The organism is Streptomyces globosus (assembly GCF_003325375.1).
GTDB lineage: Bacteria > Actinomycetota > Actinomycetes > Streptomycetales > Streptomycetaceae > Streptomyces > Streptomyces globosus_A.
Genome location: NZ_CP030862.1, coordinates 2,155,654 through 2,171,326, shown reverse-complemented (window position 1 = coordinate 2,171,326; position 15,673 = coordinate 2,155,654). Strand labels below are relative to the sequence as shown.

General features: G+C 71.3%; 15 protein-coding genes. 13 read left to right on the top strand and 2 right to left on the bottom strand.

Annotated elements, in window-relative coordinates:
* Window positions 1-217 precede the first annotated feature (217 nt).
* The 9 genes from C0216_RS09950 (at window position 218) to ehuA (ending at window position 7,481) form a co-directional block, all read left to right on the top strand.
* On the top strand, window positions 218-628 hold the full coding sequence (locus C0216_RS09950) for a four-helix bundle copper-binding protein (protein WP_114054921.1): 411 nt from the start codon (window positions 218-220) through the stop codon (window positions 626-628).
* A gap of 398 nt (window positions 629-1,026) precedes the next feature.
* Window positions 1,027-1,572, top strand: coding sequence for a diaminobutyrate acetyltransferase (gene ectA / locus C0216_RS09945; protein WP_114054920.1), 546 nt, complete (start codon window positions 1,027-1,029; stop codon window positions 1,570-1,572).
* Between the two features lie 79 nt (window positions 1,573-1,651).
* Window positions 1,652-2,920: a diaminobutyrate--2-oxoglutarate transaminase gene (gene ectB / locus C0216_RS09940; RefSeq protein ID WP_114054919.1), complete on the top strand. Its 1,269-nt coding sequence runs from the start codon at window positions 1,652-1,654 to the stop codon at window positions 2,918-2,920.
* A 45-nt stretch (window positions 2,921-2,965) separates the two neighbouring features.
* A complete protein-coding gene (locus tag C0216_RS09935; protein ID WP_114054918.1) occupies window positions 2,966-3,370 on the top strand; it encodes an ectoine synthase in 405 nt (134 codons plus the stop codon).
* A gap of 70 nt (window positions 3,371-3,440) precedes the next feature.
* A complete protein-coding gene (thpD, locus tag C0216_RS09930; protein ID WP_114058564.1) occupies window positions 3,441-4,343 on the top strand; it encodes an ectoine hydroxylase in 903 nt (300 codons plus the stop codon).
* A gap of 102 nt (window positions 4,344-4,445) precedes the next feature.
* A complete protein-coding gene (ehuB, locus tag C0216_RS09925; RefSeq protein ID WP_114054917.1) occupies window positions 4,446-5,363 on the top strand; it encodes an ectoine/hydroxyectoine ABC transporter substrate-binding protein EhuB in 918 nt (305 codons plus the stop codon).
* 15 nt (window positions 5,364-5,378) lie between these two features.
* Window positions 5,379-6,062: an ectoine/hydroxyectoine ABC transporter permease subunit EhuC gene (gene ehuC / locus C0216_RS09920; RefSeq protein ID WP_114054916.1), complete on the top strand. Its 684-nt coding sequence runs from the start codon at window positions 5,379-5,381 to the stop codon at window positions 6,060-6,062.
* Complete coding sequence (gene ehuD / locus C0216_RS09915) at window positions 6,062-6,697, top strand: ectoine/hydroxyectoine ABC transporter permease subunit EhuD (RefSeq protein ID WP_114054915.1); 636 nt, start codon at window positions 6,062-6,064, stop codon at window positions 6,695-6,697. Before ehuC ends, ehuD begins: the two co-directional genes overlap by 1 nt.
* A gap of 22 nt (window positions 6,698-6,719) precedes the next feature.
* Complete coding sequence (gene ehuA / locus C0216_RS09910) at window positions 6,720-7,481, top strand: ectoine/hydroxyectoine ABC transporter ATP-binding protein EhuA (RefSeq protein ID WP_114054914.1); 762 nt, start codon at window positions 6,720-6,722, stop codon at window positions 7,479-7,481.
* 400 nt (window positions 7,482-7,881) lie between these two features.
* On the opposite strand, the gene C0216_RS09905 is transcribed toward ehuA, so the two are convergent.
* Window positions 7,882-8,370, bottom strand: a complete 489-nt coding sequence (locus tag C0216_RS09905; RefSeq protein WP_174250369.1) for a TrmO family methyltransferase domain-containing protein — start codon at window positions 8,368-8,370, stop codon at window positions 7,882-7,884.
* A 72-nt stretch (window positions 8,371-8,442) separates the two neighbouring features.
* Window positions 8,443-9,843: a Tat pathway signal protein gene (locus C0216_RS09900; protein WP_114054913.1), complete on the bottom strand. Its 1,401-nt coding sequence runs from the start codon at window positions 9,841-9,843 to the stop codon at window positions 8,443-8,445.
* Window positions 9,844-10,047: 204 nt separating this feature from the next.
* Here C0216_RS09900 and C0216_RS09895 point away from each other — a divergent pair, with 204 nt between their 5' ends.
* From C0216_RS09895 to C0216_RS09880, 4 genes are all read left to right on the top strand, one after another.
* Window positions 10,048-10,755, top strand: a complete 708-nt coding sequence (locus C0216_RS09895) for an ATP-binding protein (protein WP_162793153.1) — start codon at window positions 10,048-10,050, stop codon at window positions 10,753-10,755.
* Window positions 10,756-11,049: 294 nt separating this feature from the next.
* A complete protein-coding gene (locus C0216_RS09890) occupies window positions 11,050-11,223 on the top strand; it encodes an FxLD family lanthipeptide (RefSeq protein WP_114054911.1) in 174 nt (57 codons plus the stop codon).
* A gap of 78 nt (window positions 11,224-11,301) precedes the next feature.
* On the top strand, window positions 11,302-14,370 hold the full coding sequence (locus C0216_RS09885; RefSeq protein ID WP_114054910.1) for a lantibiotic dehydratase: 3,069 nt from the start codon (window positions 11,302-11,304) through the stop codon (window positions 14,368-14,370).
* Window positions 14,367-15,635: a lanthionine synthetase C family protein gene (locus C0216_RS09880; protein ID WP_114058562.1), complete on the top strand. Its 1,269-nt coding sequence runs from the start codon at window positions 14,367-14,369 to the stop codon at window positions 15,633-15,635. The genes C0216_RS09885 and C0216_RS09880 overlap by 4 nt, the downstream gene beginning before the upstream one ends.
* Window positions 15,636-15,673 lie beyond the last annotated feature (38 nt).

Here is a 15,673-nt window from a genome sequence, read left to right as displayed (position 1 = left end):
GTCCGCCGGCTCGCTGCCGGGCGGCAGCGTGCGCGTGTCCTCCCGGCCTTCCGGGGTAGGCGCCGCTGGAACCCACCGGGGCCGGGATTGGGGCTCTTCCAACGCGGCGACCCGCCCGTCGACCGGGCGGAGCGGGACGAGCTCAGCGCGTGGCAGCCGGGCAGAGCACCGGACGGCACCCGGTCGCGACACACCGCAAGGTGAAAGGAGCACCGGCATGACCAGCACTGTCGAAGAGATGCTCGCCACCCATCCGGCCGACCTCGGGTCCATCGACCAGGCGAAGCTCACGCGTTGCATCGAGGAGTGCATCGCGTGCGCGCAGGCCTGCACGGCCTGCGCGGACGCGTGTCTGTCCGAGGGCATGGTGAGCGAGCTGACCAAGTGCATCCGCACGGACATGGACTGCGCCGACATCTGCACCGCCACCGCGGCCGTACTCTCCCGGCACACCGGCTACGACGCCAACGTCACCGGCGCGATCCTCACGGCATGCGCCGCGGTGTGCAAGGCCTGCGGCGACGAGTGTGCCTCGCACGCCGACGCCCACGAGCACTGCCGCGTCTGTGCCGGGGCGTGCAGGTCGTGCGAGGAGGCGTGCAACGAGCTGCTGGCTGTCCTCGGCTGAAACCGGAGTCCCGCAGTCCGGGCGCCGCCGGGCAGCCGCCGCGGGTGTTCGGGCATGCCCTGCCCTACCGCACGAGGCGGCCACGCTCCCGGGAGCCCCGGACTCGGGACCGCCGCCGACCGCCGCACCCCTGTATCCAGGCCGTTGCGGCGAAAACCTCCCCCCGCCCGTCGAAGAGATAACTTTTACGTCGCAAATCTGGCACAGAGCAAATGCGTTGCGTTCTCGTTACCAACGGCCGCCCCAGGGGGAGATATCCGGACATATCCGTACGCCGATCGGGTGCCGAATGGTTTCCTCGGCACCGAATCGGTTCGCGCGAATATCACAGTCGACACCCACAGCAAAAGCCCTACGCCGCATGTCATTTCGTCCGCTGCTGGGTAACTTCGGCCCGCATGACCACTGCTCATGCAGACCCGGCATCCCTCCGAACACCGCTCCGCTCCCCTTCCGGCCTGCGCCTGGACCGCCCCGGGCCCGAGGACGGCCCCGCTCTGTGGCGACTGGCACGCGAGGCGAAAACCCTGGACGTGAACTCCGTCTACAGCTATCTGCTCTGGTGCCGTGACTTCGCCGGCACCTCCGCCGTCGCCCGTGACCGCACCGGGCGAGTCATGGGATTCGTGACCGGCTACGTCCGTCCCGATGCTCCGGGCACCCTGTTCATCTGGCAGATCGCGGTCGACGAGTCCGTGCGCGGTCTGGGCGTCGGCGGGGCGCTGCTCGACGGGCTCTCCCTGCGTGTCGCCACCGAGCACGGCATCGACCGCCTGGAGACCACCATCACCCCCGGGAACTCCGCGTCCGAGCGGCTCTTCACCTCGTACGCCGAGCGGCACGGCGCCCGCGTCACGCGGGAGACCCTCTTCCCCGCGGACCGGTTCGCCGACTGCCGGCACGAGTCCGAGGTGCTCCACCGCATCGCGCCCCTGTCCTTCTGAACCGCCCGCGCACCGCGGGCACCGAACCGGCGCCGGCTCACGAGGCAGTCGGTATCCCCACACCTCTGGAGAAAGAATCTTGACCACGACAGCACCTGGCCGGACCGTCTTCGACGCCGTGGAGTCGGAGGTGCGCAGCTACTGCCGCGCCTGGCCGGTCGTCTTCGACCGTGCGGAAGGAAGCCGGATCCACGACGAACAGGGCCGCACCTACCTCGACTTCTTCGCCGGCGCGGGCTCGCTGAACTACGGCCACAACAATCCCGTCCTCAAGCGCGCCCTGCTCGACTACATCGGGCGGAACGGGATCACCCACGCCCTGGACATGTCGACCACGGCCAAGCGCGCCTTCCTGGAGACGTTCCACTCGGCGGTGCTCGAACCCCGAGGGCTGCCGTACAAGGTCATGTTCCCGGGCCCGACCGGCACCAACGCCGTCGAGGCGGCCCTGAAACTCGCCCGCAAGGCCAAGGGGCGCGAGGCCGTCGTGTCGTTCACCAACGCGTTCCACGGCATGTCGCTGGGCTCGCTCGCGGTGACCGGCAACGCCTTCAAGCGTGCCGGGGCCGGCATCCCCCTCGTGCACACCACTCCCATGCCGTTCGACAACTACCTGAACGGGAGGGTTCCGGACTTCCTCTGGTTCGAGCGCCTGCTGGAGGACCAGGGCTCCGGTTTCAACCACCCCGCCGCGGTGATCGTGGAGACCGTCCAGGGCGAGGGCGGGGTCAACGTCGCGCGCGCCGAGTGGCTGCGCGGTCTGGCCGACCTGTGCCGGCGGCGCGACATGCTGCTGATCGTCGACGACGTCCAGATGGGCTGCGGCCGCACCGGCGGGTTCTTCTCCTTCGAGGAGGCCGGGATCGTCCCCGACATCGTCACGGTGTCCAAATCCATCAGCGGGTACGGGCTGCCCATGGCCCTGTGCCTGTTCAAGCCCGAGCTCGACCTGTGGGAGCCGGGCGAGCACAACGGCACCTTCCGCGGCAACAACCCCGCCTTCGTCACCGCGACGGCCGCCCTGGAGACCTACTGGCGCGACGGAGCCCTGCGCGAACACACCCTGGTCAACGGCGGGCGGATCGAGCGGTCCCTGCGCGAGCTGTGCGCGGAGCACGGACGGCTCGGCGCCACGTACCGCGGGCGCGGCCTGGTCTGGGGCCTGGAGTTCACCCACAAGGAGCGCGCCGCTGCCGTGTGCCGCAAGGCGTTCGAACACGGCCTGCTCATCGAGACCTCGGGCCCCCAGGACGAAGTGGTCAAGCTGCTGCCGCCCCTCACCGTCACCGCGAGCGAACTGGACGAAGGGCTGGGCATCCTCGCCCGTGCCGTCCGCGACACCGCCTGACCACCGGCCGCGACCCCGCACCTCACCACGAAAGGCACCTGCACCGTGATCGTTCGATCGTTCCGGGACATCGAGGGCACCGACCGCCATGTGAAGTCCGCCTCCGGGACCTGGGAGAGCAAACGCATCATCCTGGCCAGGGAACGCGTCGGCTTCTCCCTCCACGAGACCGTGCTCTACGCCGGCACCGAGACCTCCATGTGGTACGCGAACCACGTCGAGGCCGTGGTGTGCCTGGACGGCGAGGCAGAACTCACCGACGAGGAGACGGGCGAGACCCACGCCATCACGCCGGGAACCATGTACCTGCTCGACGGCCACGAGCGCCACACCCTGCGCGTGAAGCGGGAGTTCCGCTGCCTGTGCGTCTTCAACCCGCCCGTCACCGGGCGCGAGGACCACGACGACAACGGGGTCTACCCGCTGCTCACCGAACCGGACCCGGCCTGACGTGCCCGGCCTGCCCGATCTGATCGCCGGCCGACCGGCCTCCGCCGAAAGGAACGAGGACAGCACCACCATGAGCACTGCTTCCGCCCGCGCCACCACCGACCTCTACCCCACCCGGGGGGCCGAGGAGGCCTTCATCGGGCGCAAGGACCCCGTCGTGTGGTCCGAGCCCGGAACCGCGGGCCCGTTCTGGGCCCGGGAGCTCGAACAGTTCGACCGCGACGGCTTCCTCTCCGTCGAGCAGCTCATCACCCCCGCCGAGGTGGACACCTACCGGACCGAGATGGAGCGCCTGCTGTCCGACCCCGCCGTGCGTGCCGACGACCGGTCCATCGTCGAGCCCAAGTCCGGCTCCGTGCGCTCCGTGTTCGAGGTCCACCGGATCAGTGAGGTCTTCGCCGGCCTGGCGGCCGACCCGCGGGTCGCGGACCGGGCGCGGCAGATCCTCGGGTCCGACGTGTACGTGCACCAGTCCCGCATCAACCTCAAGCCCGGATTCGGCGCCAGCGGCTTCTACTGGCACTCCGACTTCGAGACCTGGCACGCCGAGGACGGGCTGCCGAACATGCGCACCGTCTCGGTGTCCATCGCGCTGACGCCGAACTACGCCACCAACGGCGGACTCATGATCATGCCCGGATCGCACCGGACCTTCCTGGGCTGCGCCGGCGAGACCCCCGAGGACAACTACAAGCGGTCACTCCAGATGCAGGTGGCCGGCACCCCCTCCGACGAGGCGCTCTCCACGTTCGCCTCGGCCTGCGGCATCCGGCTGTTCACCGGTGAGGCAGGCTCCGCCACCTGGTTCGACTGCAACGCGATGCACGGCTCCGGCGACAACATCACCCCGTTCCCGCGCAGCAACGTCTTCCTCGTGTTCAACAGCGTGGAGAACCGCCCCGTCCAGCCCTTCGCCGCCCCCGTACGACGCCCCTCGTACATCGCGTCGCGCGACTTCACACCCGTCGGCTGAACCGGGCCGAGCCCCACGACGCACACCCGGTCCCGGGCCGTCGGCCCGTCTGCCGCGGCCCGCACCGGGCGACCGTCCCCACCTCGGAGAAAGGAACCCCTGATGCCCCGGCCCGCCCACCCCAGCCGCAGACGACTGTTCTCCCGTGCAGCGCTGCTCACCGGTGCCGCGCTGCTTCCGCCCCTGACCACCGCGTGCAGCAGGACCGAACCGGGCACCGGAGCCCCCGACGGGGACGCCGCCCTGCTGGACGGACTGCGCGAACAGGGCTTCGTCCGGGTCGGGTTCGCCGGGGAGGCCCCGTTCGGCTTCCAGGACGGCGGCACGCTCGCCGGGGAGGCCCCCACCCTGCACCGGGAGATCTTCACCGCGCTGGGCGTGCCCGAGCTGCGGCCCGCCCTGACGGACTTCGGCGCACTGATCCCCGGGCTCCTCGCCGGACGGTTCGACGTGGTCAGCGCGGGCATGGCCATCACCCCCGAACGGTGCGCCAAGGTGATCTTCTCCGAGCCGGAGTTCGTCTCCCCCACCGCGCTGATGGTGCGCAAGGGCAACCCGCACGGGCTGTCCGACCTGAAGTCCTGCGCGGAGCAGGGCGTGGCGGTGGGGGTGCTCACCGCGGCCGTGGAAGCCGCGTACGCGAAGGCCGCAGGCGTCTCCCCCTCGGCGGTGAAGGCGCTCGCCAAGCAGCAGGACGGCCTCGACGCCCTGGTCGCCGGGCGGATCGACGCCTTCGCCCTGACCGGCATCTCGCTGCGCTGGCTCGCCAAGGTCAACCAGGCGGCCCCGGTGGAGGTGCTGGAGCCGTTCGTGCCCGAGCTGGAGGGGAAGCCCAGGTACAGCCCGGGCGGGGCGGTCTTCCGCCCGGGTGCCGGTGCGCTGAGGGACGCCTTCAACCGGGAACTCGCCGGCATCACCGGCGATCCGGCGCGGTACGTGCGGCTGCTCGGGAGGTACGGCTTCACCGAGCGCGAGGTGCCTCCGGCGTCCCTGCGTACGGCCGACCTCTGCCGGGCGTGACGGACGAGGCCTCGTATGAACGAGTTCTTCGACGAGTTCGTCCGAGCGGCGCCCCGGGTCGCGGACGGACTGTGGACCACCGTCCTCGCCACCGTGCTGGGGGCCGCCGCTGCCCTGGCGGTGGCGTTCGCGCTCGGTCTGCCCGCCGGCTCGCCGAAACGCTCGGTGCGCGCTCCGGCCCGCCTGGCCGTGGAGTTCCTGCGCGGGACCTCGCTCTACGTCCAGCTGTTCTGGCTGTTCTTCGCCCTGCCGGTCCTCGGCTTCCGCCTGGAGCCGCTGGCCTGCGGAGTGCTCGCCCTCGGCCTGAACTTCGGCGCGTACGGCGCGGAGGTCGTCCGCGGAGCGGTGAGCGCGGTGCCGCCCACCCAGTCGGAAGCCGCGGTCGCCCTCGGGATGGGGCGTTGGCTGCGGCTGCGGCGGGTGGTCCTGCCCCAGGCGGCGGTGCTGATGATCCCGCCCTTCGGGAACCTCCTCATCCAGTTGCTGAAGGCGACCCCGCTGCTGTCGCTGATCACCGTTTCCGACCTCACCTTCCAGCTGGACCAGCTCCGCTCCGCGACCGGGGACACCGCCACCGCGTACCTGACCCTGCTGCTGATGTACTTCGCCCTCGCGGCACTCCTGTCCTCCGGCATGAACCTCCTGGAGTCGGCAGCGGCAGCCCGGCTGGGGCGGCGGCCCGAAGGCGGTGAGGCCTGATGTGGTCGTGGGAGACGGCACGGGACGGCCTGCCCGCGGTGCTCCAGGGGTTCGGGCTCACCCTCACGGCGACCGCACTCGGCTCGGTGCTCGCACTGCTCCTCGGCCTGGCGGTCGCGCTCCTGCTGCGCGCACGCACCCGATGGATCACGCTGCCCGTCGCCGCGGCGACCGGGTTCATCCGCTCCACCCCGCTGCTGGTGCAGCTGTTCGCCGTCTGGGTGCTCGTCCCCGGCGGCGACGCCCTCACCCTGGGGACCGCCGTACTGGGCGTCCACTACGCGGCGTACACGGCCCAGGTCTACCGGGCCGGAATCGACTCCGTGCCCCGCGGGCAGTGGGAGGCGTGCGTCGCCCTGTCCCTGCCGCGCAGGCGCGTGTGGAGGGCGGTGGTGATACCGCAGGCGGTACGCAACGTGCTGCCGTCCCTCGGCAACTACGTCATCTCGATGTTCAAGGAAACGCCCTACCTGGCGGTGATCGCCGTGCCGGAGATGGTCCACCGCGCGAACGAGTACGGCAGCACCCACTTCGCCTACCTGGAGGCCTACACCACGGCTGCGGTGGTCTTCCTGCTGGCGAGCTGCCCCACCGCCCTGCTGATGCGACGTCTGGAGAAGCGACTTGCCCACTGACCCGAAGACGCACGGTCCCGAGATGATCCGCTTCGAGGGGGTGGTCAAGCGCTTCGGCGCCCGGACCGTCCTGGACGGCCTCGACCTGTCGGTCGCCCCCGGCGAGCGGGTGACGCTGATCGGGCCGAGCGGCTCGGGCAAGACCACGATCCTGCGGCTGCTGATGACCCTGGAGCGGGTCACGGAGGGCATCATCCACCTCGCCGGACGCCCTTACTCCCACATGCCCCAAGGGCCGGCGGGCGGACTCGTCCCGTCCGACGAGCGCTACCTGCGCACCGCCCGGCGGCACGTCGGCATGGTGTTCCAGCAGTTCAACCTCTTCCCCCACATGAGCGTACTGGAGAACGTCGTGGAGGCCCCGGTGCACGTGCTCGGCGTGGACCGGGACGAGGCGGAGGCCCGGGCCCTGGAACTGCTCGACCTCGTCGGCCTGACAGTCCGCAGGGAGGCCCGTCCGGCCCGGCTCTCCGGGGGAGAGCAGCAGCGGGTGGCCATCGCCCGGGCCCTGGCGATGCGCCCCGAGGTGCTGCTGCTCGACGAGGTCACGTCGGCTCTCGACCCGGAGCTCGCGGCGGGCGTACTGGACGTCCTGCGCGACGTCGCTCTGACCACGGACATCACCCTGCTGTGCGTGACGCACGAGATGGGCTTCGCCCGCGAGGTGTCAGACCGGATCCTGATGTTCGACCACGGCCGCGTCCTGGAATCCGGTCCGCCGGACCGGGTCTTCGAAGCCCCGGAGCACGAGCGCACCCGCTCCTTCCTGCGCGCCGTGCTGTGACCGCCCCTGTCCCGCCGTCCGAGCGGTCGTCGTGAGCCCTCCGTGTGCCCGGAGGGGATGCGGCGACGCCAGCCGTTGACCGCCGGAATCACTTGCTGCCCGTCGACTCCGAGGTCGCGGAGGGCGCGGAGCTTCTCGGTGCGGGCGTCGGCCGCGCCCGGGAGGCAGAAGCGGTCGGCGACGGTTTCTCCCCGGGAGAGGACGCTTGCTGCGCGCCCGGTGTCCCGCCTGCCCTCGTGCGCCGAGTAGTCCACGTTCATGTGGTGGGTCTCGGCGGAGCAGTCAGGGCCTCGCTCAGGCAGCGTCAGACCGGGAAACTCCCACCTCGCCCGCCCTCCGAGAGCAACGGACCCACCGCCGACGCTCTGCCTTGCCGTCGCAGGTACCGGCACGCGAGGTCCTACTCGGGTCGATTCTCCGCGGGGTCCCAGTAGTTCGCCAGCATCGCCGCCGGCCAGGCCGGAGTGGTGACAGGGCCGCGGGGACCCATCTCCTCGAAGTACGGGGCGAGGTCGTAGACGGGAGTTCCGGCGACGGCGTCGAGGTCGGTGACGTAGAGGTCTCTGCCGTCCACCTTGAGCAGGCGCGGGAAGGAGGTTGCCATGCGGTTGGGGCGCCGGTGGTTTCGGTGCACGAAGGTGCCGGTGGGCTCCCAGGTCGGGTCGTTGCGGGGGCTGCGGGCCCCGAGGTGGAGGTCGGCGTCGGAGCCGAGGTGGAAGTGCCAGGTCACGATCAGGTGGGAGAACCTGTCGATGCCGCGCAACGTGTCCGGCGGAAGGTCCGGGCGCAGGCGGATGATCGATTCGACTCCGCCCTGGTAGTCGTCGGCCGGCGTCTGGTGGCCGCCGACGACGTGGGCGATGGCCTCGATCGTGATCGGGTCGTGCACGCGTTCCTCCCCTGGGACTACCGGATCGGCTTGGACGCTGCTCCGGCTTGGACCGGTGGTGTGCTGGCGCGGTCAGCGTACCCGGCTGATCATGTTGCGGGCTCGGCCGTCCAGGGCTGCAAGGGTCGTTCCTCCGCGTCCGCGGTAGGGGGACAGGGCGCGACGCATCCGGACAACGGTGTCCAGGGCGCGGCCGGACTGGACTCCCTGCATCGCGTCGAGGGCTTGGGACCAGGTGGTGCAGGCCATGTCGACAGCGCCGCGTTGTATCTGCACGGCGCCCAGGAGCCCCAGGGTGACGGCATGGGTGCGTGCGAAGGGCTGGGCCTTGCGCGTGCGGACACTGCGCTGGAATTCGTGCTCTGCCCCGCGGAGGTCTCCGAGGGCTTGCAGGGTTCGGGCTGTCTCGTGGGCGAGAGAGGCCTCGGAGAAGAAGAAAACCCGGGCCGGCTCGTCGTCGCCCACCTCTGCGTTGCGCAGGTCGTTCTCGGCCTGGAGGAGGGTGGCGAGGGCCTGCTGCTTGTGGCCGGCGGCTGCGAGGCTGCGGGCGTGGACGACGCCAAGGAGGGAGCGTTCGCGTGGGCTGGCGTCGGTGTAACGGCGGTGGCGGACGGAGGCCTCGGCGAGTCGGAGGGCTTGGGCGGGGTGGCCGAGGTCGAGGGTCTGGTGGGCCTGGGCGCGCAGGATGTGACCGGCCAGGGGTGCGTCGTCGGCTTCGGCGGACAGGCGCAGGGCTACGGCGAGCCACTGCTGGGCGAGGGCGTGCTCGGAGGCGTCGAAGCTGGTCCAGCCGGCCAGGTAGGCGAGTTCGCCGGCGGCGGTGAACATGGCCTGCCGTGTGTGATCGTCGGGGAAGCGGCCGCTGAGGTAGGCGGTGACGTCGGTGCGGAGGTAGGCGACGAGGGCGGAGCGTCCGTCCGCGCCGCCGCGGCGCTGTTCGCGGCGGGAGAGCAGCTGCGTCATTTCGCGTACGGCGGCCACGTCGTCCGGGCCGACGTGCCGCTTGGTCGAGGGCGTGCGCTGCTGGGCCGCGGAGGCGGTGTCCTGCCACCAGCGGTCGGACGGCAGGAACATCCCTGCGAGGGAGAAGGCGGCGCCCTTGAGGGTGTGGCGGCGCTCCAGGTCCAAGTCGGTCCCCCCGAGGTCGACGATACGCGCGATGGGGTCGCTGTCCCGGGGTACCGGACTTGCCTGTTCGTCGGCGTCTGTGAGCCCGATGTCGGCGGCCGTGATGATCCGGTGGATCCCTCGGCTGTTCAGTCCTCGCGACAGCGTCTCGCACAAGATACGGGTCGCCGGCGGCGAGGGGTGCGATCCGCGGACCCACTGGTTGATGTGCGAGGCGGACACCGCCTGCAGGCCGTCCGCACCGGATTCCGCTGCTAAGAGGTGCAGTTGCCGGGCGGTTGTGGCCTGCGACCAGCCCAGTTGGCGGAGTACGGCCTCCAGCAGGGTGTTGCGCTCACGCGGCACCGGATGCTCCCGTCCACGAAACGATCTTTACGTGCTTTACGCGGGGCCGCGCCTTGCCGGGGATGTCCACGCCGGGCGATGCACGGTTCACTGAGCGTAATGCCGCAAGGAGGCCTTCTCCGGCGGATGTTCAGCCGTCGACTCCATATTTCCGGCGTCTGGTGGCGGCTTCATGCGCACGCACTGAAGGGAAGGAGGTTGACGATGTCTCACCGGATCACGCGGGGAGACCTGCTGCGGACTCTGCAGTCGCCCGAGGCCGTCTCGGCGTGCCTGGCGCTGCCCAGCAGAGCTGAATCCGTTCGCACGGCTCGTCGCTTCGTGGCGCACCAGCTTGAGGCATGGGGGTGCGAGTCAGCGAAGCCCTCCACCGCGCTGGTCTCCAGCGAGCTCGCGACCAACGCCATCAAGCACCGCAGCCCTGGAGCGGAGGCACAGGACTTCCTGGTGTCGGTGACCTTCGAGCCGGGCGTGGCCCTGGTGGTGCAGGTGGCGGATGCCGACCCGCGGCCTCCGGTGGTCAAGGCACGGCAGTCGGCCCTGGCCGCGGGCGGACGCGGGCTGTTCCTGGTCACCCAGATGGCCGACTACTGGAGCGCCTCGCCTCGGAGCGACGGCAAGGGGAAGGTCGTCAGCGCCTGTCTCCGAGCCGACCAGGACGGCACCGACCCGCCTGGGGCCTACGGGCTCAACCTGCCGGAGGCAGCTGCTCCACCGACTTCTTCGAGCTCCGGGCCGGAAGCACATCGGCCTGATCTACAGGAAATCGGAAAGGGCATGTTCCCGTCACACGAATCGGCCGCGCACCGCCAAGGCGAGCACCGCAGCAGCAGTGGGTCGCCTGCCCAGGCCGAGGATGGTGCCAGCGTAACGGGGACAACGCCGCCGACCATGGTGGGAGTGCTGCGGTGAGGGCGGTGCAGTGCCGCTGGTGGGGCCTGCCGCAGGCGGCTGGCCAAGGCGTATCTCCGCTACACCGTCCGGCAGATGCTCTCCCGCGCCCGGCTGTGTGAAGACCGCACCGGTTCCGAGCGTTCTGCGCACGGCTCGGCGCCGCCCAGGGACAGCAGCTGATATCCGCCGCCCTCGCGGCCCACGACTTCCCTCTCCGGCCCTTCCGAAGAGGGGGGCCAGGAAGCACGCCGTCAAGCACGTGCCCCTGGTCGGCAACACACCGAACACACCGCAGCGAAAAGAGGAGTTGCAATGGCCACCAATCCCAACCCGGGCATGACCCAGGCCCAGCCCAAGGCCACGGCCAAGGACCCGTTCCACCTGGACGTGGAGCTGCTGGAGGTCGGCGACGCAGGCGCGCTGAAGACGCTGACCGACGACAACTGCGGCTCGACCTGCGGCGCGTGCACCACCGGCGTCCACTGACCCACTCGCTCCACCCTGCCGGTGCCGCCACGCCCAACGGCGGGGCGGCACCGGGCCCGTCCGTTCCATTCATCCTTCATGGAGGTTCAGGTGACAAACCCCGCGTTCCGGTCCGGCCGCACGGCACTCGTGCGCGCGGTGGCGTCCCCCGCTCCTCCGCTGCTGCCCTGGCCCGACCTGGCCGACCGGTCCCCCGGAGACCTGACCGGGCAGCTTCCCTGGCTGCGTGCAATCCGCGCCACGGATACCGGAAAGGCCTTGTGGCATGCCAGCCCGGCGCTGGGCAGTGAAGTCGACGGCCTTCTGGCAGCCGAAAGCCCCCCACACCGTGATGTGCGTAGGGCTGCACTCTCGGTGGCCCGGTACGTGCTGCGAGCCCACGGCCGCCCCACTCCCTTCGGGTACTTCGCCGGCGTCACCACTGCCGGTTTTGGGGGTTCGGCCCGTGCGGACTGGGGGCGCAAGCACCTACCCGTGGCCCGTGCGTCTGCGGAATGGATGGCGGAGATGATCGCCCGGATGGAGGCCGACACTGAACTACTTGAGCGGATTCCGGTGGTCGCCAACACCACACTCACCGAGCGCGGCGATCGTCTCGTCGTCCCGTACCGGACGGACACCGGAGCCACCCGCCGACGCGCGGTCGAGGCCTCCGCCCGGATGACCGGCGCCGTGTCTGCCGTCCTCGCCGCTGCGCAGGCGCCCCTCCCGGTCGCCGATCTCGTGGCGAAGGTCTTGGCCGAGTTCCCGTCGACAGGGAAGGGCACGGTCACCGGGTTCGTGCGGGGACTGGTGCAGGTCGGCGTCCTGATCAGTGCCTTGCACGCCCCGAGCACGGAGAGCGATGCGCTCGGCTACCTGCTGGCCCAACTCGACGCCATCGGTGCCGACGAGGTCGTCGGGGTATCGGAGACCCTCGCCGCTCTGAAGGCCGCTTACGCTGCACTCCAGCACACCAGCGGGCACGACCGCGCCCGTGCCCTGATGCGCACCGTCGCCCCCCGGCTGCGCCGGGACCCGGTCGCCGTCGACCTGCGCCTGGCCGGGACCCTCGTACTGCCAGAGGCGGTCGCGCAGGAGGCCGAGCGCGCCGCTCTGCTGCTGGCCCGCGTGTGCCCGGCACCGTTCGGGACCGCCGCCTGGAAGGCGTACCACATGCGGTTCTACGAGCGGTTCGGGATCGGCTCCATGGTTCCGGTGCTCGATGTGGTCGCGGACAGCGGCATCGGCTACCCCGACGGATACGCAGGCGCCGGCCCTGCGGACCACAAGCCGCAGCTGACGGGCCGCGACCAGGTTCTGCTGCGGCTGGCACAGCAAGCTGCCCTGGACGGCCGCCGCGAGGTCGTCCTCGACGAGGCCACGATCGACGCCCTGACCGTGGGCAGCGAACCGCTACGCCTCCCGCCCCACCTTGAGCTCGGGTTCCGGCTCCACGCATCCGACACGGCAGCGCTGGACCAAGGCCGCTTCCGCCTGGAAGTGGTCAGCGCCTCCCGCGGCGTGGGGGTGGGAATGGGCCGGTTCCTCTCCATTCTCGACTCCGGACAGCGGCAGGCCCTGGTCGAGGAGCTTGCGAGCCTTCCGGCTTCCGATCCGGATACAGTAGCCATGCAGTTGTCGTTCCCGCCGCTGCTGCCGGAAAGCGCGCACGTCACCCGGACACCGCGCGTGCTGCCTACCGTGATCAGCCTTGCCGAGCACCGGCGTCCTGGCGGGGATGTGTTGACCGTCGGCGACCTGGCGGTGGGCTGCGACGGGCGCCGGATGTACCTCGCTGCCCCCGCCCGCGGCCGGCGTGTGGAGGCGGTGGGGATGCACGCCCTGAACCTGGACACCCACACCCCACCCCTCGCCAGGTTCCTCACCGAGCTGAGCCGCGCCCAGTGCGCACAGGTCACCACGTTCGACTGGGGGGCCGCCGCCCGCCTTCCCTACCTTCCCCGCCTGCGCACCGGCCGCATCATCCTGGCGTCGGCCCGCTGGCGGCTGGACGCCGGAGAGATGCCTGCAGCCGACCGGCCATGGGAGGAGTGGGACGGTGCGTTCGGCACCTGGCGCGAGGCCCGCAGGCTACCCCTGACGGTGCACGTCGGCGTAGGCGACCGGCTCCTTCCCCTCGACCTCGCCGTCCCCGCCCACAGGGCACTGCTACGCGAAGAACTGGACCGCGCCGGTGCGATCACGGTCGCCGAGTCTCCGGGTGCGGCCGAGCTGGGATGGTGCGGCGGGCGGGCCCACGAGGTCGTTGTGCCGGTCAAGGCCAGCCGCCCGCCGGCCTGGCCACGCCTGCCTCAGCCCACGTCTGCTCGCACCATTCGGAGGGACCTGGTTCACACTCCCGCCGTCTCGCCGGTGCTCCTGGCCAGCGTGTACGGGGACGTTCGCCGCCAGGACGTCCTGCTCGGGCAGCACCTGCCGGACCTCCTGGACCGGCTCGGCGGGCCGCCCTGGTGGTTCGTACGGTTCCGCGACCCTCACCAGCACCTGCGGCTCCGTTTCGCCCTGCCCACCCCGGAGGCCTTCGCCGCCACAGCGAGCACCGTGAGCACGTGGGCGGACGAACTCCGGCGCGCTGGACTGGTGTCGGACCTGCGTTACGGCACCTCCTATCCGGAGATGGGCCGGTGGGGCGAAGGGCTGGCGTGGGCTGGGGCCGAGGAAGTCTTCCGAGCCGACTCCCGCGCCGTCCTCGCACAGCTCACCTGCGCGGGCCGGCCGTCCCGGCGGGCACTGGTCGCCGCGCACAGCGTGGCCATCGCCGCCGCCTACCTGGGCAGTAAGGCGAAGGCGATGTCGTGGCTGACCCACCACATCCCCGCGGCGCCGCCGGCACGGGTGGCCCGCCCGGAGTTCGCCGAGGCCGTCGCGCTCGCCAACCCCGACGACGACTGGGCAGCCCTGCGGTCCGTCGCCGGCGGCGAGACGATTCTCAATACCTGGAGCGACCGCGGCCAGGCCCTGGCCCGCTACCGGGACCACTTCCCCGGACCGTATACCCGGGGCATCGACGCGGACGACGTGCTGACCTCCCTGCTCCACGTCCACTTCGTCCGCGCCGTCGCCGTGGACTTCCCCGAGGAAGCCGTCTGCCTCTACCTCGCGCGCGCCGCCGCCCTCGCCTGGACCGCCAGGAGGTCCCGCTGATGCCCCACCCTGCCCTCGGCTTCGCCCGGGAGATCGCCGACCAGCTCGCCGACCCGGCGGCCGTTCTCGGCTCGCAGGCCGCCTCCGACTGGCGCCGGCAGTCCCTCGGGCACGGCGTTCCCGGTATCGCGCTGCTGCACATCGAGCTCGCCGCCGCCGGCCTCGCACCGTGGGACCGCGCGCACGCCTGGCTCTCCGCCGCAGCGGCACAGCCGCTGACCAGCGGGGCCGACAGCCACGCCTTCTACGGTGCCCCGGCGTTCGCCCACACCCTCGCCTGCGCAGCCGAACGCCTCCCGGGAGCGTACGGCTCCGCACTCGATGCCCTGGACCGGCAGGTGACGAGTGACGCGCGCCGCCGCCTGGCCGTGGCCGAGCAGCGCATCGAGGCCGGAGAACTCCCGGCGCTCGCGGAGTTCGACGCGATCCGCGGTCTCACCGGATACGGTGCCTACCTCCTTCGCCGGCGCCCCGACAGCGACACCGTCCGCGCCGTCCTCGACTACCTGATCCAGCTGACTGAGCCGCTCACCCACCGGGGCGAGACCGTGCCCGGATGGTGGACGGCCTCCGGACCCTCCGGCCGGCCCGACGACCGCTACCCCGACGGGCACGCCAATACCGGCCTCGCCCACGGCATCGGAGGCGTCCTTGCCCTCCTCGCGCTCACCGCGCACTGCGGGACCATGGCCAGCGGCCATCGGGAAGCCATCAACAGCATCCTTCGCTGGCTGGACCGCTGGGAGGCCGACACCAACCGGGGACCGGCCTGGCCGTACTGGGTAACCCTTCCGGCCCTGCGAGCGGGCCACATGCCCGTGGGGCCGCAGCGGCCGTCCTGGTGCTACGGCACCGCCGGCCTCGCCCGCGCCCAGCAGCTCGCCGCCATCGCCATCGGAGACCGGCGACGACAACTGGCCGCCGAGCAGAGCCTGCTGGCCGCACTGACCGACCCCGTGCAGCTCCGCAAGACCACCGACAACGGCCTGTGCCACGGCTTCGCCGGTCTCGCGCACATCGCCGCCCGGGCCGCCTCGGACGCCCTGGCGCCCACCGCCGGTCAGCTCCGGGCAGTGCTCCCCGCGCTCCTGTCCGCCGTATACCCCCCTGGCAGCGACCCCGCCACCACCGCAGCCGGCCTTCTGCACCCGCCGGAACCCGGCCCGGGGCTCCTCGACGGCGCGGCGGGAATCGCCCTGGCCCTCCTGAACCCCAGCGGCGCACCGACCCAGACCCCTTGGGACACCTGCCTGCTCATCGTCTGAACCAGCACCCACGCACGACCCACCAACGCTGCCTACCC

Excerpts from the sequence above, each read along its gene's own strand:
- C0216_RS09895 (WP_162793153.1), top strand. The coding sequence starts at position 10,048 with ATGTCTCACCGGATCACGCGGGGAGACCTGCTGCGGACTCTGCAGTCG.
- ehuA (WP_114054914.1), top strand. The coding sequence starts at position 6,720 with ATGATCCGCTTCGAGGGGGTGGTCAAGCGCTTCGGCGCCCGGACCGTC.
- C0216_RS09885 (WP_114054910.1), top strand. The coding sequence starts at position 11,302 with ATGGAGGTTCAGGTGACAAACCCCGCGTTCCGGTCCGGCCGCACGGCA.
- thpD (WP_114058564.1), top strand. The coding sequence starts at position 3,441 with ATGAGCACTGCTTCCGCCCGCGCCACCACCGACCTCTACCCCACCCGG.
- ehuB (WP_114054917.1), top strand. The coding sequence starts at position 4,446 with ATGCCCCGGCCCGCCCACCCCAGCCGCAGACGACTGTTCTCCCGTGCA.
- C0216_RS09890 (WP_114054911.1), top strand. The coding sequence starts at position 11,050 with ATGGCCACCAATCCCAACCCGGGCATGACCCAGGCCCAGCCCAAGGCC.
- ectA (WP_114054920.1), top strand. The coding sequence starts at position 1,027 with ATGACCACTGCTCATGCAGACCCGGCATCCCTCCGAACACCGCTCCGC.
- ehuD (WP_114054915.1), top strand. The coding sequence starts at position 6,062 with ATGTGGTCGTGGGAGACGGCACGGGACGGCCTGCCCGCGGTGCTCCAG.
- ehuC (WP_114054916.1), top strand. The coding sequence starts at position 5,379 with ATGAACGAGTTCTTCGACGAGTTCGTCCGAGCGGCGCCCCGGGTCGCG.
- C0216_RS09950 (WP_114054921.1), top strand. The coding sequence starts at position 218 with ATGACCAGCACTGTCGAAGAGATGCTCGCCACCCATCCGGCCGACCTC.